This is a genomic window from Bradyrhizobium sp. HKCCYLS3077, assembly GCF_051167555.1.
Lineage (GTDB): Bacteria > Pseudomonadota > Alphaproteobacteria > Rhizobiales > Xanthobacteraceae > Bradyrhizobium.
This window is the reverse complement of record NZ_JBNPTH010000004.1, coordinates 281,369-301,259: the sequence shown is the minus strand read 5'-3', so window position 1 is coordinate 301,259 and position 19,891 is coordinate 281,369. Positions and strand designations below refer to the sequence as shown.

Genomic DNA, 19,891 nt, shown 5'->3' with positions numbered 1-19,891 from the left:
CGCGACGACCCCGTCACTCTGTCGGACGCGTCATGGTTGCGGCCTCGCACCACGCCCCTGCTCGCCTGCTCCCTGCGGCGGCCCTCCCGCGTCGCTGTGGCCGTCGGCAGGCGGCCGGCGCCGGCGCTCGCCGTCTTTCGGCGCGCCCTCGGGCGGACCGCCGCCCTCCTTTGCCTGATCCTTCTGCTGGTCCTTGCCTTGCGGATTACGGCCGCGCTTGCGCGGCGCGAGATCGACCTGCGGCGCCTGGTCGGCACGGCCGACCACGACCTTGGCACCATCGGCGAGATTGGCGAAGCCGGTCGTGATCACGCGGTCCCCGGGGGTCAGGCCGCTGGCGACGACGGCTTCGCTCTCGTTCTGCTGCACCACCGTCACCGGATGCGCGGAAGCGATGTCACCCTCGCCGATGACATAGCTGAAGGTGCCCGCGGGCCCGCGCTGCACGGCCGAGGTCGGCACCGTCAGCGCCTGCGTCAGCGTCTCGACCTTGAGACGCACGTTGACGAATTGGCCGGGCCAGAGCTGGAACTTGGCGTTGGGGAATTCCGCTTTCAGCTTGAGCGTGCCGGTGGTCTGGTCGACCTGGTTGTCGATGCCGCGCAATGTGCCGGTGTCGATCACCGTCACGCCGTCATTGCCGAACACGTCGACGGCAAGCGGACCCTTGGCTGCGGCGGCATTGACGCGCATGATCTGCTGCTGCGGCAGGCTGAACTGCACCGCGATCGGCTGCAATTGGGTGATGACCACGAGGCCGGTCGTATCCGACGAGTGGATGATGTTGCCCTGGTCGACCTGGCGCAGGCCGGCCCGCCCCGCGATCGGCGCCACGATCTTGGTGTAGCTCAGGGTTGCCGCGGCATTGTCGATCGCGGCCTGGTCGGCCTTGATCAGCGCCTGCTGCTGCGCCACCACCGCGCGCTGGGTGTCGGCCTGCTGCTTGGAGCCGGCGCTGCTGGCCGCCAGCTGCTCATAGCGCGCGAGATCGAGCTTCTGGTTGGCGAGCTGCGCCTCGTCCTGCGCCTTCTTGGCGACCGCCTGGTCGTATTGCGCCTGATAGATCGCGGGATCGATCTCGGCGAGCACGTCGCCTTTCTTGACATCCTGGCCCTCGACGAAGTTGACCGCAATCAGCTTGCCGTCGACCTGCGAGCGCACGGTGACGGTGTTGAGCGCGCGGACCGAGCCGACGCCATCGAGATAGACGGGGACATCCTTGACGACCGGCGTCGCGGCCAGCACCGGCACCGGAAGGTCGGGCCTCGCGAAGCGATTATTGCCCTGTTGCTTCTGCTGCATCGCCGACCAGCCGATATAGCCGAGACCGCCCAGGATCAGCAGCGTGATCGTGATCGAGACCAGCCGCCGGCCCACGCCCGAGCGCACGCGTTTGACGGCCCCTGTGCCCTTCTCGTCCGGTTTAAAGAGCATCGGCCGACTTCTCCATGCGCGGCTCCCAGCCGCCGCCGAGCGCCTGGTACAGGCTCACGAACGCCTGCAGCCGCGCGAGCTGCGCCTGCCATAGCGTGTCCTCGGCCTGGAACAGCGTCAATTGGGTGTTCAAGACTGTCACGATGTCGGCAGTTCCTGCGCGCAGCTGCTGCTCGGACAGTTCGAACGCCCGGCGCGATGCGGCAACGACCTGCCGCTGCAGTTGCAGCCGAAGCGTGGTCTGCTTGATCGAGAACAGCGCGTTGTTGACGTCCGTGAACGCCTGGATGACGGTCTTGCGATAGGTCTGCAGCAGCTCGTCCTGGCGCGCCTTCGCATTCTCGAAATTGCCGAGGATGCGGCCGCCATCGAAGATCGGTTGGGTCAGGCTGCCCGCAAGGCTGAAGAACGCCGCGTGCGGCTGAAACAGCGAGACGAGCGCCGCGCTCTGGTAGCCGCCATTGCTGGTGAGCTGAATGCTGGGGAAGAACTGCGCCCGCGCGCTGCCGACATTTGCCGTCGCCGAGGCGAGCTGGGCTTCCTGCCTCCGGATATCCGGCCGCTGCGTCAGGAGCTCCGAGGGTAGCCCCGGTGTCACGCGCGGCGTTCGGATCTGGTCCAGCGACCCGCCCGAAATGCGAATGCCCTCGGGCGATCGTGCCACCAGCACGGCGAGCGCGTTGACGTTCTGATCGAGTGTCTGGCGCAGCGGCGGCACCGCCGCCTTCTGGTTGGCGAGCACGCTCTCCTGCTGAGCGACGTCGAGGTCGTTGCCGGTGCCGGCCTTCTGCCGCTCGCGGATGGCGTCGAGCACGCGCGTGGCGCTGGCGATGTTGCGCTCGGCGGTACGGATGCGATCCTGCGCGGCGAGCACCTGGAAATAGGCGTTGGCGACCGTGGCCAGCGTCGTCAACTGGGTGACGTCGCGATCGAAGCGGTTGGCCACCGCCGTCTCCTCGGCGGCCTGCAAGGCGTCGCGGTTCTGGCCGAAGAAGTCGAGCTGATAGCTCGCCGACAGCGACGCCTGGTAATTGACGACCTCGCGGCCGCCATTGGTGAGGCCGCTGGAGCTCGAGCCTGATGTCCGCGAATAGGTTTCCTGCCCGGTCGTGGACAGGCTCGGCAGCAGCGCCGCCCCGGCCTGACGGGCCAGCGCATCGGCCTGCCTGAATCTCGCCACGGCGGCAGCGATGTCGAGGTTGACGCTCTGCGCCTCCTCCATCAGCTGGGTCAGCTCGCGCGAGCCGAAGCCGCGCCACCAGTCCAGGGTCGGCGGCGCTGCCAGGTCGGCTCCGGAGGCCGACTTGTAGCGTTTGGGCAGATCGAGGGCGGGATCAGGGATATCCTGGGTCAGCAGGCAGCCCGCCGAGCTCGCGGCCAATCCGATGGCGGCGATCCAGCGGGCGAAATGCCGCAGGCCCGGCTGCGCATGGCGCAGCTGCTTTCCGACGACAATCCGCGTATCAACGGACGCGCGGCAAGGCTCGTCGACGGCGATCGGCACGATGGACACTGGCTTGATGCTTCCCTGTAGTCTTGGGAATCATTCTAGCCCCGGGCCGCGGCGCCGCACAGCCCTGCCCGCCCCGTATCCCCGTCCCGCAGCGGCCCCGAAGGTTTTCCGCGAATCGCGGAATCTCCCGTAATTCAGCGGGTTTTTGCACAAAATGGTCGCGTGCGCGCCCCATCAGCCTTACCAAGATTTCATCTGCCGCGTGCGATTAAGGGGGCGTGGTGTGACGGGGGCAACGCGTTCTGAAACCCTTTGACGGCGGCTCCGTAACTCGCACGTGAACTTGAGGGGGGAATAGTCTATGCGAGTTGCGGTGGTCGGAACGGGTATCGCGGGGAATGCCGCGGCCTGGGCCTTGGCGAAGCGTTACCCGATCACCGTGTATGAGCGCGATCTTCGCCCGGGAGGCCACAGCCACACGGTGACGATCGACTACGATGGCATCCCGGTTTCGGTCGACATCGGCTTCATCGTCTATAACGAGCTGAACTATCCCGAACTGACCGCGCTATTCGATCATCTGGGCGTGGAGACCGTCGAGAGCAGCATGAGCTTCGCCGTGACGGCGGATGCCGGCCGCTTCGAGTGGAAGGGCGGCGGCAACACCTGGTTCGATACGGCCAAGGGGCTGTTCGCACAGCCGAGCAACCTGCTGTCGACCTCCTATCTTTGGATGCTCAGGGACATTCTCACCTTCAACGAGCAGAGCACTGCCGACTTCAAGGCCGGCCGCCTCGAAGGCCTCACGCTCGGCGACTATTTCCGCCGCAACCATTTCGCGCCGCGGCTCCTGACCGACTATCTGGCTCCGATGGGAGCCGCGATCTGGTCGGCGCCTGCGTCCGAGATGCTGGAGTTTCCGGCCGAAAACTTCGTGGCCTTCTTCAGCAACCATCGCTTGTTGCAGTACGATCGTCCGGTCTGGCGCACGGTCAAGGGCGGCAGCCGGCGCTATGTCGAGAAGCTGATGGCGGGCTTCCGCAGCCATGTCAGGCTCGGCATCGCCGTGACCGGCATCGAGCGTACCGCGCATGGCGTCGTGGTCCATGACAGCACCGGGCACCACGACGCCTACGATCACGTCGTCATCGCCGCCCACAGCGACCAGGCGCTGTCGATGCTGTCGGATGCCGACGAGCAGGAACGCAGCGTGCTCGGGGCGATCAAATACTCGCCCAACACGATCTATCTTCATCGCGACCCCAGGCTGATGCCGAAGCGCCGCCGCGCCTGGGCGTCATGGAATTTCCTGCGCTGGCAGCGCGAAGGCGTGCCGATGAACGACGTCGCCGTGACCTATTGGATGAATAATCTGCAGGGCATCGACCACGACAAGCCGCTGTTCGTCAGCCTCAACCCGCCGTTCGCTCCGGCTCCAGAGTTGACCTTCGGCCGCTACGTCTGCGAGCATCCGCAATACACCGCCGCCGCCTTTGCGGCGCAGAAGCGTCTTCCGGCCATCCAGGGCCACCGCCATACCTGGTTCTGCGGGGCCTGGACGGGCTATGGTTTCCACGAGGACGGGCTACGCTCGGGCCTCGCGGTGGCGGAGGCGCTCGGCGCCGGCGTACCCTGGCGCGGGCTTCCCGCGGGGCTTGCCGAGGCTGCGGAATAGACACGGCATGGACACGGACCAATCCGGACAACGCGATCTGACGCCGGCAGCGGCGCTCTACGTCGGCGAGGTCATGCATGCCCGCATGCGGCCGACCACGCACCGTTTCCAGTATCGGGTGATGAGCCTGATGGTCGACCTCGGCCGGCTCGAGGAGGCGGACCGGCAATCTCCCCTGTTCGGCGTCAATCGCCGCGCGCTCTACAGCTTCCACGAGCGCGACCACGGCCCGCGTGACGGCTCGTCGCTGCTCGCCTACGCGCAAACCTGCGCAACGGCGCAAGGCGTTGATCTGACCGGCGGCCGTGTCCTGCTGCTATGTTATCCGCGGCTGCTCGGCTACGTCTTCAACCCGCTCTCGGTGTATTTCTGCTATCGCGGCGACGGCACGCTGGCGCTGATGATCTACGAGGTCCGCAACACATTCGGCGAGATGAAGCCCTATGTGCTGCCGGTCGGCGCGGGTGAGCTCACGGCGGCCGGGCTACGCCAAGAGCAGGACAAGACCTTCTACGTCTCGCCATTCATCGACATGGCGATGCGCTACCATTTCCGGGTGACGCCGCCCGGCGACATCGTCAAGTTGCGCATTCTCGAGACCGATAGCGACGGCCCCCTGCTCGCCGCCACCTTCTTCGGCCGCCGCCGAGAGCTGAACTCCCGCTCGCTGCTGACAGCCTTCGCCTCGCTGCCGCTGGTGACACTCAAGATCTTCGCGGCGATCCACTGGGAAGCACTGCGGCTCTGGGCCAAGGGCGTACGGCTCGTCCCGCGCGGTGAAATCCCTCCTCTCGCGGTCGCGGATAGCGGCTTGGCGAGAAACGACAGCCAAGCTTATATATCTCGGCGCTGACCGGAAACGGTGAGCTGCGCCCTGCTTTCACCTCCCAGCCAGCGCCGCTGCGGCCGCTGCACCGGAGAGGCGGAGGCGGAGCCGTTTGCGTGAATGGACCTGCCATGCCGGACGTCATCCCCGTCACCCCCGACAACATCAACAAGGTGCTTGCCGACCTGCCCCGCCTGCCGCGTCTCGCGCTGGGCTTCGGCTCGCGGCTCCGCAAGGGAACGCTCGACGTCACCCTGCCCGACGGCCGCGTTGTCCGGCTCGGCGGCGTCGAGCCGGGACCGGCGGCGGCGATGATCCTGGCCAATTACGGCTTTGCGGCTGGCATCATCAACGGCGGCGATATCGGCATCGCCGAGGCCTATCTCAACGGCGATTGGGACACGCCGGACCTGACGCAGTTTCTCTATCTGTTCTGCGTCAACCAGCATCTGCTGCAGTCGATGCTGGAGGACAAGCCGCTGATCAGGTTCGCGCAGCTGGTCCGGCACTGGTTCAACCGCAACACCCGGCGTCAGGCCAAGCGCAACATCTACGCGCATTACGACATCGGCAATTCGTTCTATTCGGCCTGGCTCGACCCGAGCATGACCTACTCCTCGGCGCTGTTCGAGGAGCACACCACCGACCTTACGGCCGCGCAGACCAACAAGTACAAGCGGCTCGCCGAGGCGATCGACCTGAAGCCCGGGCAGACGCTGCTGGAGATCGGCTGCGGCTGGGGCGGTTTTGCCGAATATGCCGCCAAGACGTTCGGCACTAAGGTCGTCGGGCTGACCATCAGCGAGCAGCAGCGCGATTTCGCGCAGCGCCGCATCCATGAGGCCGGGCTTGCCGAGAAGGTCGAGATCCGGCTGCAGGACTACCGCGACGAGCGCGACCGCTATGACCGCATCGCCTCGATCGAGATGATCGAGGCGGTCGGCGAGCAGTTCTGGCCGAAATATTTTTCGCAGTTGCGAGACCGGCTGCTGCCGGGCGGCCTCGCCGGTGTCCAGGCGATTACCATCCAGGACAGCCTGTTCCAGCACTACCGCCGCGAGGTCGACTTCATCCAGCGCTACGTCTTCCCCGGCGGCATGCTGCCGACGCCGCAGATCCTGAAGTCGTTCGGCGAACGGTTTGGCATGCCCGTCATCCGCGAGCGCATCTTCGGGCAAGATTATGCCAAGACGCTTGCGATCTGGCGAAGCAATTTCCGCAACGCCTGGCCGGACCTCACGCCCTCAGGCTTCGACGAGCGCTTCCGCCGGCTGTGGGAATACTACCTGTCCTACTGCGAAGCAGGTTTCCTGTCGGGGAACATCGATGTCCGGCAGGTCGTGTTCGCCAAGGCGCGTTAGAAGACGGTCGTCGAGGCCTTCGGCTTACGCCGCACTGGAGACTGGGCTAGTGTCTTCCTAGATGTGATCGAGGAAGCTGCCCAAGGTATCTGCAAATGGCCATAAGAAACGACGTCGTTGCCGCGGTCGGCAACACGCCCCTGATCAAGCTCAAGCGCGCCTCGGAGGCGACGGGCTGCACCATTCTCGGCAAGGCCGAGTTCATGAATCCCGGCCAGTCGGTGAAGGACCGCGCCGGCAAATGGATGATCCTGGAGGCCGAGAAGCGCGGCGATCTCAAGCCCGGCGGGCTCGTGGTGGAAGCCACCGCCGGCAACACCGGGATCGGTCTCGCCGTCGTCGCCAGCGCGCGCGGCTATCGCACCCTGATCGTGATCCCGGAGACGCAGAGCCAGGAAAAGAAGGACATGCTGCGGCTGTGCGGGGCCGACCTCGTCGAGGTGCCCGCGCTGCCGTTCAGCAATCCCAACAACTACCAGCATGTCGGCCGCCGCCTGGCCGACGAACTGCGCAAGACCGAACCCAACGGCGTGCTGTTCGCCGACCAGTGGAACAATCTCGACAATGCCAAGGCGCATTACGAGTCGACCGGCCCGGAGATCTGGGAGCAGACCGGAGGCAAGGTCGATGCGTTCATCTGCGCCGTCGGCACCGGCGGCACCATCGCCGGAACCAGCCGTTATCTAAAGGACAGGAACAAGAACATCGTGACCGCCTGCGCCGATCCGCACGGCTTTGCGATGTACAACTGGTTCAAGAACGGCGAGGTGAAGTCGACGCCCGGCGACTCCATCACCGAGGGCATCGGCATCGGCCGCGTCACGCCGGTCATCGAGACCGCCAAGGTCGACGACGCCTTCCTGGTCTCGGACGAAGACGCCGTCAATACGATCTACGATCTCGTGCAGCACGAGGGCCTGTGTCTGGGCGGCTCGACCGGCGTCAATGTTGCCGGCGCGGTGCAGCTCGCCCGGAAGCTCGGCCCCGGCCACACCATCGTGACCATCCTGTGCGACTCCGGGACACGCTATCAGTCGAAGCTGTACAATCCGGAGTTCATGCGTTCGAAAAACCTGCCGGTGCCGGCATGGCTGGAGCGGCGCAGCGGCATCAAGCCGCCGTTCGTGTGAGAGCGAGTAGCGAAGGATTGCGGCTCACGTCGAGGCTGACAACCCTATTCGCTACTCCCCATTCGCCCCTCATCAATGCCGCAGGATCTGGCTCAGGAACAGCTTGCTGCGCGCGTGCTGCGGATGGGCGAAGAATTCCTCGGGCGTGTTCGACTCGATGATCTGGCCGGCGTCCATGAACACGACGCGGTTGGCGACCTCGCGGGCGAAGCCCATCTCGTGGGTGACGACGAGCATGGTCATGCCCTCCTTGGCGAGGTCGACCATGGTGTCGAGCACCTCCTTGACCATCTCCGGATCGAGCGCCGAGGTCGGCTCGTCGAACAGCATGACCTTCGGGTTCATCGTCAGAGCACGGGCGATGGCCACGCGCTGCTGCTGACCGCCGGACATCTGCCCCGGATATTTGTGCGCCTGGTGCGGGATCTTGACACGCTCCAGGAACTTCATCGCGGTTTCCTCCGCTTCCTTCTGCGGGATGTTGCGCACCCAGATCGGCGCCAGGGTGCAGTTCTCCAACACGGTCAGATGCGGGAACAGGTTGAAGCTCTGGAACACCATGCCGACCTCGCGGCGCACCTCATCGACGCGCTTGAGGTTCGGACCGAGATCGATGCCGTCGACATTGATCTCGCCCTCCTGGAACTCCTCGAGCGCATTGATGCAGCGGATCAGCGTCGATTTTCCGGAGCCTGAGGGCCCGCAGATGACGATGCGCTCGCCCTTGGCGACCGACAGGTTGACGTCGCGCAGGACGTGGAACTCGCCGTACCATTTGTTGAGCGCGGCAATGCTGACGATGGAGTTTGCAGACATGGTTCGGTGACTCGCGATGTCTTGTTCAATTGCGCCGGTGCGCGTTGAGACGGCGCTCGACCAGCATGGAATAGCGTGACATGCCGAAGCAGAAGGCGAAGTAGATCAGCCCGGTGAAGGCGAAGCCGGTGAAGGCCGTGGTCGGCGTCGCCCAGACCGGATCGGCGAACGAGGCCTTGAGGCTGCCGAGCAGGTCGAACAGCGCAACGATCGAGACCAGCGAGGTGTCCTTGAACAGCGAGATGAAGCTGTTGACGATGCCGGGGATGACGTGGCGCAGCGCCTGCGGCAGCACGATGAAGCTCGTGGTCTTCCACCAGGACAGGCCGAGCGCGCTCGCCGCTTCGGCCTGGCCGCGCGGAATGGCCTGCAGACCGCCACGGATCACCTCGGCCATATAGGCGCCGGAGAACAGCGCGACACCGATCAGCGCGCGCACCAGGCCGTCGACGCGGACATTGCCGGGCAGGAACAGCGGCAGCATGTAGGTCGCGAAGAACAGCACCGTGATCAGCGGCACGCCGCGCACGAGCTCGATGAAGGCGATCGAGAAGATGCGGATCAGCGGAATGGTCGAGCGGCGCCCGAGCGCCAGCGCGATGCCGATCGGCATCGAGGCGACGATGCCGATCACCGACACGACCAGCGTCACCAGCATGCCGCCCCACAGCCGCGTGTCGACGATCGACAGGCCGCCGCGATCGAGGCCCATGACGGCAATGACGATGGCGATGCCGACGAAGGTCGCGGCGGTCGCGATCACGCTGCGCAGCGCCCTGCTGCCGCCGCCGACCACGAACACCAGCGCGGTGACCACGATGCCGGTGATCACGAGGTCGTTCCACACCGGCTGGTGCGATTGCTGCAGCTCATGGCGGACCCAGACCAGCGGCCAGATCACCCATGTCGCCAGCGTTCCGATCAGAACGACGAGCTTGCCGAGCAGCCACAGCAGCATGCCGACCACCGGCACGCTGTCGCCTGCACGGACCAGCGCGTTGCCCGCGGTATCGATGCTCTCCACGAACAGTTGCAGCGTGCTGGTCGTCCAGCTCACGCCGAAGCCCGACAGGCCGCCGCCATAGAGCAGGAAGAACGCCACGACCGGAAGCGCGAAGAAGAACAGGCCGGCGTTCAGCCCCTTGGCCGGCAGACGCGGAATCAGCAGCGGCACCAGCAGCAGTACCGCGAGCCCATAGGTCAGATTGACTCGCCAGCGCTCGGCGTCCGGGTAGAAGCCGTACATGAACTGGCCGAACTTCGCCGTGACGTACGGCCAGCAGGCGCCGACCACGCGACCGGCGTTCTCCGCGAGGCAGGCATCGCGGTCCTTGCCGACCCAGACCGCGTCCACCAGCATGAATTTCAAGGCCGGGATCACGGTGAACCAGATCAGCAGCGCGCTGACCAGGGTAAGCAGGATGTTGGTCGGCGAGTTCAGGAGCCGCGTGCGGACGAAGCCGACGAAGCCCGTGGTCTTCACCGGCGCCGGCCGTTCGCCGGCCATGTCCTGACGAATGAAGGTCGAAGCGGTGATGTCGGTCATGCGCCAAATCTCTTCATGCGCGAAATTGTCTTCATGCACCAAGCCTGCGTCATGCACCCAGTCTCTTGCCCAGCCGCCAGCTGTAGAAGCTCATCCCCGCGCTCGTGATCAGCGACAGCGCCAGATAGACGCCCATGGTGATGCCGATGATCTCGATGGCCTGTCCGGTCTGGCTCATCGTGGTGCCGGCGAACACCGAGACGAGATCGGGATAGCCGATGGCGACCGCGAGCGAGGAATTCTTGGTGAGGTTGAGATACTGGTTGGTCAGCGGCGGCAGGATCACGCGGAGCGCCTGTGGCACCACGATCAGGCGCAGCACGGTACCGCGGCTCAATCCGAGCGAGAGCCCCGCCTCCATCTGCCCCTTGTGCACCGACAGGATGCCGGCGCGGACGACCTCGGCGATGAACGAGGCCGTATACATCGTGAGCGCCAGGGTCAGGGCGACGAGCTCGGGAATGATGCGCGAGCCGCCGGCGAAGTTGAAGCCCTTCAGGACGGGGACCTCGAAGGCCACGGGCACGCCGAAGACGACGACCGCAATCAGCGGCAGGCCGATCAGCATGCCCAGCACATAGGGCCAGATCCGCATCGCATGGCCGCGCAGGAACAGCTCACGCCGCGCATAAAGCCGCAGACCGACAGAGGCGAGGATCGCGACCCCGAGCGCGATCAGGAACGGCATCAGGCCGGGTTCCTCGACCGGGCGCGGAACGATGAAGCCGCGATTGTTGAGGAAGAAGGTCGAGAACAGCGAGATGCTCTGGCGTGGCCCCGGCAGCGCTGCCAGCACCGCGAGGTACCAGAACAGGATCTGGAACAGCAGCGGCAGATTGCGGATCAGCTCGACATAGGCGCCCGAGACCCGCGACAGCAGCGCATTCGGCGACAACCGGCCGAGCGCCACCAGGAACCCGAGGATCGTCGACAGCACGATGCCGATGACGGACACCAGCAGCGTATTGAGGACGCCCACCATCAGCACCCGGCTGTAACTGTCCGAGCCGGTGTAGCTGATCAGGGCCTGGTTCACGTCGAACCCGGCCGTGTTGTTGAGGAACCCGAAGCCCGACGTGATGCGTTGGGCGGCGAGGTTGCTGCGAGCGTTGGCGACGATCTCGTAGCCAACCCACGCCAGGACTGCGACGAACAGGATCTGCAGGATGATGCCGTTCCATCCTGCCTTGCCCCCGAGCATGCGCTTCAACCGAAGCCCATATTGCGGAGGCGGTAGCCTCGCTTCGATACTCATTCGCCGCAGCCCCGATGCCCCGATATCGTCCAGCGATCAGCGGATCGGCGGCGCGTACTGCAGGCCGCCCTTGTTCCAGAGCTGGTTCAGACCGCGCGCGATCTGCAGCTTGGAGCCGGCGCCGACGTTGCGGTCATACATCTCGCCGTAATTGCCGACGGCCTTGACGATGCGCGAGAACCAGTCCTTGGTGAGACCGAGCTGCTCACCGAGATTGCCATCGGTGCCGAATGCGCGCTTGAACTCGGGCTTGTCGGACTTCGCCATCTCGTCGGCGTTGGCCTGGGTGACGCCCATCTCCTCGGCGGTGATCAGCCCGAACAGCGTCCACTTCACGATGTCGAACCACTGGTCGTCGCCGTGACGCACCATCGGGCCGAGCGGCTCCTTGGAGATCACCTCGGGCAGCACGACGTGGTCGGCCGGATTGGAGAGCTTCAGGCGCTCGGCATAGAGGCCGGAGACGTCGGTCGTGAACACGTCGCAACGGCCGGATTCATAGGCCTTCACCGTCTCGTCGGCGCCGGCGAACGCGATCACCTCGTACTTCATCTTGTTGGCCTTGAAGTAGTCGGCAAGGTTCTGCTCGGTGGTGGTGCCGGTCTGCACGCAGACCGAGGCGCTGTTCAGCTCGAGCGCGGAATTGACCTTCAGGGCCTTCTTCACCATGAAGCCCTGGCCGTCATAATAGGTGACGCCGGCGAAATTGGCGCCCAGCGAGGTGTCACGCGACAGGGTCCAGGTCGTGTTGCGCGACAGCACGTCCACCTCGCCCGACTGCAGAGCCGTGAAACGGTCCTTGGCGGACAGCGGTACGAACTTCACCTTGGTCGGGTCGTTGAAGATGGCAGCTGCAATGGCGCGGCAGACGTCGACGTCGAGCCCGGTCCAATTGCCCTTGTCGTCCGGGTTCGAGAAACCAGGCAGGCCCTGGCTGACGCCGCAGGCGACCATGCCGCGATCCTTGACGGTCTTGAGCGTATCGGCCTGGGCGCCGACGCTCGCCAGCATCGGGGCGAGAGCAAGAGTAAGAGCAACAGTGACGCGTTTCATAAATACAGCCTTTCGCGGTCGTCCTTCGGGAGCGTTGAAATCTCAGCGCGTGGCGGGACCCGACCTGAATCCGCTTTTGCAAACGCCATACCAACAATATGGCTGATGCCATGCACAGCTGAGCCGTGCATGCCAGATGAAGCGGAAATCGCGGCAAGCCCCTCAACGTGCAGCGATCGAATTGCGCCGGCATCACAGAACGACTGGCTGTCCGGGTCAAGGGGTTGACGGCCCTGTTCTGCATTCTGTTATTAACGACGCAATGCTGCCCGATTTGCCCTATGCTGGCAGGCTTTAGAGAGAAAAGACACACTGATGGCATCATCGAACGACCCCGCTGCGGCGGTGCGACAAAACGTCGAAACACGGCTGGTCACGGCGGGACGGGATACGAAGGCGCAGCACGGATTCGTGAATCCCCCGGTCGTTCATGGGTCGACCGTTCTGTATCCAACGGCCGAGGACCTGCACGCGCATCGCGGCGAGTTTCAGTATGGCCGCCACGGCACGCCGACCACAAAGGCGCTGCAGCAGGTGCTGATGGCGCTGGAAGGCCCGCAATGCGCCGGCGTGGGCATTGCGCCGTCGGGTCTCGGTGCCATCTCGACCACCCTGCTCTCGGTGCTCAAGGCCGGGGACCACGTGCTGGTCTGCGACAGCATCTACCGGCCGACGCGCAATTTCTGCAACGGCATGCTGGCGCGCTATGGCGTCGAGACGACCTATTTTGACCCATTGATCGGCACAGGAATTGAGCAACTGCTCAAACCGAATACACGCGCGGTGGTTGTTGAGGCGCCGGGCTCCCAATCCTTCGAAATGCCTGACATTCCCGCGATTGCAGCGGTCGCGCACGCGCATGGCGCGCTGGTCATCGACGACAACACCTGGGCCACGCCGCTCTATCACCGCTCGCTCGACCAGGGCGTCGACATCAGCATGCAGGCGGCGACCAAATATATCGGCGGCCATTCCGACATCATGTTCGGAACGATTTCGGCCAATGCGAAAGCGTGGCCGCTGATCTCCGAGGGCATCCGCCTGCTCGGCGTCTGCGCCGGGCCTGACGACGTGTTCCTGGCCCTGCGCGGCGTGCGAACGCTCGGCGTGCGGCTCGCGCAGCATCACCGGTCGGGCCTGGAGATGGCGCGCTGGCTCGCCGCCCGCCCCGAGGTGATCGACGTGCTGCATCCGGCGCTGGAGAGCCATCCGGGACATGCGATCTGGAAGCGCGACTTCACCGGCGCCTCCGGCCTGTTCAGCATCGTGCTGCAACCAAAGCCGCAGGCGGCCGTCGATGCGATGCTCGACACGCTGACCCTGTTCGGCATGGGGTATTCCTGGGGCGGCTTCGAGAGTCTCGCGATCCCGTTCGACTGTGCGAGCTACCGCACCGCCACGTCCTGGGCGCCGGGAGGCCCCACGTTGCGCCTGCACATCGGGCTGGAGAACGTCGAGGATCTCAAGGCGGACCTCGATCGCGGCTTCGCGGCCTTCAATGCGGCTTAACCGCATCGTCACCAGTCAACGGAACGCCCTGCGATCAGGCAGGCGCGGCCGACAAAATGACGTTGATCCGCTGCCGATTGGGCGTAGCCTCCGCGGCAGCGGATGCGGATACGATTGGACATCATGGTTCTGCTCGATCTGATGGGCGGTGTGGCGTTGCTGCTGTGGGGCCTTCACATGGTCCACAGCGGTATCCTGCGCGCATTCGGCCCGGATCTGCGGCTGCTGCTGTCGCGCGCGCTGCGCAACCGCTTCAGCGCCCTGCTCGCCGGATTGGGCCTCACTGCCCTGCTCCAGAGCAGCACCGCGACCGCGCTCATCACCACGTCGTTTGCGGCGGAGGGCCTGGTCGGCCTGATCCCCGCCATGGCGATCATGCTCGGCGCCAATATCGGCACGACGCTCATCGTGCAGGTGTTGTCGTTCAACGTGGCGGCCGTCGCGCCGATCCTGTTCGTGCTGGGACTGGTTGCGTTCCGCAGCGGGCCACGGTCGCGAATCAAGGATCTCGGCCGCGTCTCGATCGGCCTCGGGCTGATGCTGCTCTCGCTGCACATCCTGATCGATACGCTCGCGCCCGCCGAGGAAGCGCCGGCGATGCGCGTGTTCATGCAGGCGATCACGGCGGATGTCACGCTGTGCATCATTTTCGGCGCGGCCGTCACCTGGATCGTGCATTCCAGTGTCGCCAGCGTGCTCCTGGTGATGTCGCTGGCCTATGCGCATTTCATCACCGCCGAGGCGGCGCTGGCATTGGTGCTCGGGGCCAATCTCGGCAGCGCGGTCAATCCGGTGTTCGAGGGCGCGCGGCGCGACAATCCCGCGAGCTACCGCTTGCCGGTCGGCAATCTCCTCAATCGCATCATCGGCGTCGCGCTGATCGCGCCGTTCCTGCATCCGCTTGCGGCCCAGTTGCAGCAGGTGCAGCCCGACCTCTCGAAGCTGACCGCCCAGTTCCACATGGCCTTCAACCTCGGCACGGCCGTGGTGTTCATCGGCCTGCTCGGAGTCATGGAGAAGCTGCTCGTCAGGCTGTTCCCGGACCGTCCGGCCGAGGTCGACCCGGCCAAGCCGCGCTATCTCGACGAAACCGCGCTGGAAACCCCATCGCTGGCGCTGGCCGATGCCGCGCGTGAGGCGCTGCGCATGGGCGATCTCGTCGAGACCATGCTGCGCAACGTCATGACGGCCATGATGACCAATGATCGCGGCCTGGTCGATCAGGTGTCGCGCAACGACAACGTCGTCGACCGCCTCGACGAAGCCATCAAGCTCTACATCACCAAGCTGACGCGCGGCAGTCTCGACGAGCGCGAGGGCAAGCGGGCGATGGAGATCATCTCGCTTGCGATCAACCTCGAGCACATCGGCGACATCATCGACAAGAACCTGAGCGAACTCGCGACCAAGAAGATCAAGCGCCGGTTCCAGTTCTCGGTCGAGGGCGCCGAGGAGTTGCAGTCCTTCCACCGCCAGATCATGGAATCGCTGCGGATCGCCTTCGGCATCTTCATGTCGGGCGACGCGCAGCAGGCGCATCAGCTGCTGGATCAGAAGGCCGAGCTGCGCAACGCCGAGCTCGCCGCGACGGAGCGGCATTTGGAAAGGCTGCGTGAGGGCCGGTCGGAGACGCTGGAGACGACGTCACTGCATCTCGACGTGCTGCGCGACCTCCGCCGCATTCACTCGCATATCTGCTCGGTGGCGTATCCGGTCCTGGACGCGGCCGGCGAGGTTGCGACGCGCAGGAGTGAGGAGGCGGAGAGCGTGAGGACCGTCACTGCCCTGCCTGCATCGGGCGTTCAACCGCTGTCGCGCTGAGTCCCCCGCGCTCTGCCGATTGATGCAAGCTGTCTCGTCCCGTTGATCGTCATTCCGGAGCAATCGTCGAAGTGCAACCGCAACGCGGCTGCGCTTCGGCGATTGAACCCGGAATCCCGATGTTGTTGGAAATGAACGCAAGCCAATCTCGAGATTCCGGGTTCAAGGCCTGCGGCCTCGCCCCGGAATGACGGTGGGTGTGGTGTGCGATCGTAGTCCGCCTACCCGTAACCCTCAAACGGTCGTGACGCTGAGCGCCGCTCCGCTCAATTGCTCAGCGTCTGCGATTCCTTCTGGCGGTTCTTGAAGATCAGCATGACGTTACGGACGTAGATGACGTTCGACAACAGCTGGCCGAAGATGATGACCGGCTCGCGCTTCACGAGGCCGTAGATCAGCGTCATCAACCCGCCGCCGATCGAGAAGAACCAGAACGCCAGCGGCACGACGCTCTTGCCCGCGCGCTCGCTCGCGATCCACTGCACCAGGAAGCGCGCCGCAAAGGCGAGCTGCGCGGCAAGACCGAACACCAGCCAGAAATCGAACTTGGCGATGAAGATATCGTAGAGATAGTTGCTGAACGCCTGCCCGAACTGAATGAGCATCATTTCACCTCGATCGCGACAGGCGTCGGCTTCTTGCGGCGGATCAGCCACCACACACCGGCGAGATCCATGATCCCGATCCAGAGCCGGTCGAAGAAGCCGTAGTTCGAGACGCCCGAATGGCGCGGACGATCGATGACGTCGACATAGGCGATGTCGTAGCCTTCGCGCCGCACCAGGGCCGGGAGAAAGCGGTGCAGACCATCGAAATACGGCATCATCAGGAACACGTCGCGGCGGACCGCCTTGAGGCCACATCCGGTGTCGCGCGTGCCGTCATGCAGAACGGCGTTGCGGATCCTGTTCGCGACCCGCGACTGGAATTTCTTGAAGCCGGTGTCCTTACGGCCGACGCGCTGGCCGGCAACGAGGCCGACACCGGCGCCGCCCTTCTCGAGCGCGGCGATCAGCTCGGGCAGGAACGCCGGGTTGTTCTGGCCATCGCCGTCGAGCGTCGCCACGACAGCTCCGTGCGCCGCGCGGATGCCGCTGCGCACGGCCGCGGATTGACCGGACGACTTTTCATGGCGCAGCACACGCAGATTGGGCCGGCGCGCCATTTCCTCGGCAAGCCGCTGTGCGGTCTCGTCGGTCGAGCCATCGTTGACGTAGATGATCTCGTAAGCCCAGAGACCATCGAGCGCGGCCGCGATCTCGGTGATCAAGGGCGTGATATTGCCGGCCTCGTTGCGCACGGGAACGACGATGGAGACGGCAACGGGGGTTTCGGTCGACAAGAGCGAGACTCGTATGGGCGTGATCGGGCCGGTTCCTGCCCCGGGCGCTCCGGCGGGGGCTTATTATGGGGCTTGGGGCCGGCTATCAACCCCTTTAGCGCGGTACGATCCGGCCGTCCTTCCCCAGGCGAAAACCGAGGCGCCGTGCGGCGAACCAGTAGCGGACCAGCATGGCGCCGGCGAGTCCAACCACCGCCCCGGCCACCACGTCGCTCGGATGATGGGCAAGCAGAACGAGCCGGCTGAGCGCGATGACGACGGCGTAGACGAACATCGCGATCCGCAGCCGCGGCCAGATGGCGGCGACGGCGAAGGCCAGCGCGAACGCCGTCACCGCATGCGCCGAGGGCATGCTGAAATAGGCCGGCGTGCCGTTGAACGGATCGAAATTGAAGGCATTCGCCTTGCCGCCGACGAACGGACGACCGCGTCCGATGATGTATTTCAGCGCCTGGGCAGCCAGCAGCGAAGTCAGCAGTGCGAAGAAGACATACTGCACATGGGTCGCGAAGTTGAGCAGGCGGCTGCGCGTGGCTTCGGGCCATAATGGCGCGATCAGGATGGTCACGACCACGCCGGCCGCCAGCAGACCGAGCACGTATTCATCCTGGCCGAACTCGGTGATGATCCGCACCGGCCACAGGCTTGGCGTGCCGCGGGGCGGCATCAAGCCGATCTCGTAGGCGTCGAAGGCAACCATCAGCACCAGGATCGTGCCAAGGCCGATGGCGCAGAGCAGGAGAAGCTCGCGCCACAGGCGCTGCCGGCCCGCGGCATCGGGCGCTGTCTGCGGACGCCGCACCAGCCGGCCGACCATGAATTTCCCGACCAGTGCGAGCTGGGCGAAATAGCCTGACGAGGACGGCGAATTGTCGGGGGCGAGCATCTATTCGGTGCCTTCCGAGCGATAGATCGCGATCGACACCGGACGGCCCTGCGAGATGTTGTAGCCGTCGATCCGCTTGGCCACGTTGTAGCGCAGGCCGATTGCCTCGGCGCGCTGCACGAACGCGCGTTCGGTCCGCTGCTCGATCAGCGCGAAACGGCAGGTGCCCTGGCTGAGGAAGTCGGCGGCCCCGGAGCCGTCGGTCAATTGCGTCGACGTTCCCGTCATGAAGACGAGGCTCGGCTCGTGGAAGCCCGCGGCCGCCGCCTTCGGCCCGACGCAGACGACGTTGCGCAGCGCGCGCGCGATCTCGGCGCTCGGGAACAGCGGCGTCAGCGCCGGCAGCACCGCGCCATAGACCACGAAGGCGAGGAACAGCGCCGCCACGCTGGCATTCAGCAGCGAACGCTCGGCGCGGCCGTCGTCATAGAGCCACCAGGCGAACAGGCCGAAGATCAGCGACGCCGCCACGAACGGCCAGGCCAGGAACACCGGCTGGTGCGTGACGATGATGGCCCCGATCACCGCGACCACCGAGGTGATGGCGGGAATGGCGAACCACCACGCCGCGCCCCGGCGCAGCCAGGAGCGCGACAGCACGCGCCGCTCCAGCGCGCCCACGGTGAGGATCGCGATCGCCGGGTACAGCGGCAGCACATAGTGCGGCAGCTTGGTCAGCACCGCCTCGAACACGATCCAGGACGGCAGCAGCCACGCCAGCAGGAACTGCGCGCCGGGCTCGCGCCGCGCCCGCCATACGGCCGGCGCGGCCATCGCGGCCAGCGGCGCACCCGGCCAGAAGGTGATGAACAGCAGCAGCAGATAGAGGCCTGGAGGCGCGCCATGCGACTCCTGCGCGCCGATCTTGCTCAGCATGTCGCCGCCGACGGAGTCGGCGAAGAAGGTGTCGCCGGCGCGCAGGAAGATCAGCACGAACCACGGCAGCACCAGCACCAGCATCCACATCAGCCCCCACAGGGGACGTAGACGCCACAGCCAGCCGGCGCCGCGATCCATGATCGCGAGCGTGACGATCGTGAGGCCTGCGAACATCAGGATCAGCGGCCCCTTGATCAGGATGCCGGCCGCGAGCGCGGTCCAGAAAATCGCGGGCGGCCCCCACGGCGGATGCTCCGGATCCTCGCCGCGCTGCCATGAGAGATAGACCCGCGCCAGCGCGCCCATCGCGGCCACCACGGTGAACAGCAGCATCGCATCGGTCTTGGCGAGCCGCGCCTCGACGCCGAGCAGCACCGAGCAGCACATCAGGAGCGCGGCGAACACCGCGCCGCGCCGCGTGACGAAGGTGAGCGCCGCCCAATAGGTCAGGAGAACCGCGCCGATCGCGCCGATCAGCGAGGGGATGCGGTACACCCAGATGCGCAACTGCGCGCGCGGCAACCCGATCGCAGAAGCGGTCTCGACGGCGGCGGATTGCAACCAGTAGATGCCGACCGGCTTCTTGTAGCGCACGTCGTCCTGGAAGCGGATGTCGACATAGTCGCCGCTCTCGACCATCTGCTTGGTCGCCTGCGCGAACCGCGCCTCGTCGCGATCGATCGGCGGGATGGTGAAGAAGCCCGGCAGAAACAGCAGCAGGCCGCAGACGAGCAGGAACGCGACCGCCCGGGCATGGCTCACGGTGACGGCATCGATCATCCGCACCAGCCGATTGCCCGGATTCACCAGGTTCTTCGGCTCGCGCGGCTCTCCAAAACGGGGGCGGGCATAGGTCTCGACCATGGGGTTCCGAATACGCTGAAACCACCATGCCGACAACCGCT

16 protein-coding genes are annotated in these 19,891 nt (G+C 65.4%); 6 read left to right on the top strand and 10 right to left on the bottom strand.

Going from position 1 to position 19,891, the window contains the following annotated elements:
* Positions 1-30: 30 nt before the first annotated feature.
* Together ACQR0Z_RS17565 and ACQR0Z_RS17560 are read right to left on the bottom strand one after the other, a co-directional pair.
* Complete coding sequence (locus ACQR0Z_RS17565) at positions 31-1,434, bottom strand: efflux RND transporter periplasmic adaptor subunit (RefSeq protein ID WP_434919487.1); 1,404 nt, start codon at positions 1,432-1,434, stop codon at positions 31-33.
* Positions 1,424-2,947, bottom strand: a complete 1,524-nt coding sequence (locus ACQR0Z_RS17560; protein WP_434919486.1) for an efflux transporter outer membrane subunit — start codon at positions 2,945-2,947, stop codon at positions 1,424-1,426. Before ACQR0Z_RS17560 ends, ACQR0Z_RS17565 begins: the two co-directional genes overlap by 11 nt.
* Before the next feature lie 301 nt (positions 2,948-3,248).
* Here ACQR0Z_RS17560 and ACQR0Z_RS17555 point away from each other — a divergent pair, with 301 nt between their 5' ends.
* The 4 genes from ACQR0Z_RS17555 (at position 3,249) to ACQR0Z_RS17540 (ending at position 7,879) form a co-directional block, all read left to right on the top strand.
* On the top strand, positions 3,249-4,562 hold the full coding sequence (locus ACQR0Z_RS17555) for an NAD(P)/FAD-dependent oxidoreductase (RefSeq protein ID WP_434919485.1): 1,314 nt from the start codon (positions 3,249-3,251) through the stop codon (positions 4,560-4,562).
* Positions 4,563-4,569: 7 nt separating this feature from the next.
* Entirely contained in the window at positions 4,570-5,415 is an 846-nt protein-coding gene (locus tag ACQR0Z_RS17550) for a DUF1365 domain-containing protein (RefSeq protein ID WP_434919484.1), read from the top strand.
* A 104-nt stretch (positions 5,416-5,519) separates the two neighbouring features.
* Positions 5,520-6,749: a class I SAM-dependent methyltransferase gene (locus ACQR0Z_RS17545; RefSeq protein WP_434858879.1), complete on the top strand. Its 1,230-nt coding sequence runs from the start codon at positions 5,520-5,522 to the stop codon at positions 6,747-6,749.
* A 95-nt stretch (positions 6,750-6,844) separates the two neighbouring features.
* Positions 6,845-7,879 carry a cysteine synthase A gene (locus ACQR0Z_RS17540; protein ID WP_434919483.1) on the top strand — a complete coding sequence of 345 codons (1,035 nt, stop codon included), beginning with the start codon at positions 6,845-6,847 and terminating at the stop codon, positions 7,877-7,879.
* Positions 7,880-7,951: 72 nt separating this feature from the next.
* Here the strand turns inward: ACQR0Z_RS17540 and ACQR0Z_RS17535 are convergent, their stop codons facing one another.
* From ACQR0Z_RS17535 to ACQR0Z_RS17520, 4 genes are read right to left on the bottom strand one after another with little or no spacing between them, the layout of a single operon-like run.
* Positions 7,952-8,695 (bottom strand): amino acid ABC transporter ATP-binding protein, encoded by a 744-nt coding sequence (locus tag ACQR0Z_RS17535; protein WP_434858881.1) that lies wholly within the window; start codon positions 8,693-8,695, stop codon positions 7,952-7,954.
* A gap of 25 nt (positions 8,696-8,720) precedes the next feature.
* Entirely contained in the window at positions 8,721-10,241 is a 1,521-nt protein-coding gene (locus tag ACQR0Z_RS17530) for an amino acid ABC transporter permease (protein WP_434919482.1), read from the bottom strand.
* A gap of 49 nt (positions 10,242-10,290) precedes the next feature.
* Complete coding sequence (locus ACQR0Z_RS17525; protein WP_434858883.1) at positions 10,291-11,496, bottom strand: amino acid ABC transporter permease; 1,206 nt, start codon at positions 11,494-11,496, stop codon at positions 10,291-10,293.
* A gap of 36 nt (positions 11,497-11,532) precedes the next feature.
* Entirely contained in the window at positions 11,533-12,549 is a 1,017-nt protein-coding gene (locus ACQR0Z_RS17520; protein ID WP_434858884.1) for an amino acid ABC transporter substrate-binding protein, read from the bottom strand.
* A gap of 315 nt (positions 12,550-12,864) precedes the next feature.
* On the opposite strand from ACQR0Z_RS17520, the gene metC reads away from it, so the two are divergent.
* Entirely contained in the window at positions 12,865-14,058 is a 1,194-nt protein-coding gene (gene metC, locus ACQR0Z_RS17515; protein ID WP_434858885.1) for a cystathionine beta-lyase, read from the top strand.
* A gap of 123 nt (positions 14,059-14,181) precedes the next feature.
* Positions 14,182-15,879: a Na/Pi cotransporter family protein gene (locus ACQR0Z_RS17510; protein WP_434919481.1), complete on the top strand. Its 1,698-nt coding sequence runs from the start codon at positions 14,182-14,184 to the stop codon at positions 15,877-15,879.
* Between the two features lie 266 nt (positions 15,880-16,145).
* Here ACQR0Z_RS17510 and ACQR0Z_RS17505 read toward each other — a convergent pair whose 3' ends face one another.
* The 4 genes from ACQR0Z_RS17505 to ACQR0Z_RS17490 form a co-directional block, all read right to left on the bottom strand.
* Positions 16,146-16,484 carry a lipid-A-disaccharide synthase N-terminal domain-containing protein gene (locus ACQR0Z_RS17505; protein WP_035645206.1) on the bottom strand — a complete coding sequence of 113 codons (339 nt, stop codon included), beginning with the start codon at positions 16,482-16,484 and terminating at the stop codon, positions 16,146-16,148.
* Positions 16,484-17,221, bottom strand: a complete 738-nt coding sequence (locus ACQR0Z_RS17500) for a glycosyltransferase family 2 protein (RefSeq protein ID WP_434919480.1) — start codon at positions 17,219-17,221, stop codon at positions 16,484-16,486. The genes ACQR0Z_RS17505 and ACQR0Z_RS17500 overlap by 1 nt, the downstream gene beginning before the upstream one ends.
* Before the next feature lie 94 nt (positions 17,222-17,315).
* Positions 17,316-18,107, bottom strand: coding sequence for a phosphatase PAP2 family protein (locus ACQR0Z_RS17495; RefSeq protein WP_434919479.1), 792 nt, complete (start codon positions 18,105-18,107; stop codon positions 17,316-17,318).
* Positions 18,108-19,850 carry an ArnT family glycosyltransferase gene (locus tag ACQR0Z_RS17490; RefSeq protein WP_434858889.1) on the bottom strand — a complete coding sequence of 581 codons (1,743 nt, stop codon included), beginning with the start codon at positions 19,848-19,850 and terminating at the stop codon, positions 18,108-18,110. It abuts the gene before it with no gap.
* Positions 19,851-19,891 lie beyond the last annotated feature (41 nt).

Coding starts and splice junctions, on each gene's coding strand:
- ACQR0Z_RS17565 (WP_434919487.1), bottom strand. CDS start 1,434: ATGCTCTTTAAACCGGACGAGAAGGGCACAGGGGCCGTCAAACGCGTG.
- ACQR0Z_RS17555 (WP_434919485.1), top strand. CDS start 3,249: ATGCGAGTTGCGGTGGTCGGAACGGGTATCGCGGGGAATGCCGCGGCC.
- ACQR0Z_RS17550 (WP_434919484.1), top strand. CDS start 4,570: ATGGACACGGACCAATCCGGACAACGCGATCTGACGCCGGCAGCGGCG.
- ACQR0Z_RS17545 (WP_434858879.1), top strand. CDS start 5,520: ATGCCGGACGTCATCCCCGTCACCCCCGACAACATCAACAAGGTGCTT.
- ACQR0Z_RS17540 (WP_434919483.1), top strand. CDS start 6,845: ATGGCCATAAGAAACGACGTCGTTGCCGCGGTCGGCAACACGCCCCTG.
- ACQR0Z_RS17535 (WP_434858881.1), bottom strand. CDS start 8,695: ATGTCTGCAAACTCCATCGTCAGCATTGCCGCGCTCAACAAATGGTAC.
- ACQR0Z_RS17530 (WP_434919482.1), bottom strand. CDS start 10,241: ATGACCGACATCACCGCTTCGACCTTCATTCGTCAGGACATGGCCGGC.
- ACQR0Z_RS17525 (WP_434858883.1), bottom strand. CDS start 11,496: ATGAGTATCGAAGCGAGGCTACCGCCTCCGCAATATGGGCTTCGGTTG.
- ACQR0Z_RS17520 (WP_434858884.1), bottom strand. CDS start 12,549: ATGAAACGCGTCACTGTTGCTCTTACTCTTGCTCTCGCCCCGATGCTG.
- metC (WP_434858885.1), top strand. CDS start 12,865: ATGGCATCATCGAACGACCCCGCTGCGGCGGTGCGACAAAACGTCGAA.
- ACQR0Z_RS17510 (WP_434919481.1), top strand. CDS start 14,182: ATGGTTCTGCTCGATCTGATGGGCGGTGTGGCGTTGCTGCTGTGGGGC.
- ACQR0Z_RS17505 (WP_035645206.1), bottom strand. CDS start 16,484: ATGCTCATTCAGTTCGGGCAGGCGTTCAGCAACTATCTCTACGATATC.
- ACQR0Z_RS17495 (WP_434919479.1), bottom strand. CDS start 18,107: ATGCTCGCCCCCGACAATTCGCCGTCCTCGTCAGGCTATTTCGCCCAG.
- ACQR0Z_RS17490 (WP_434858889.1), bottom strand. CDS start 19,850: ATGGTCGAGACCTATGCCCGCCCCCGTTTTGGAGAGCCGCGCGAGCCG.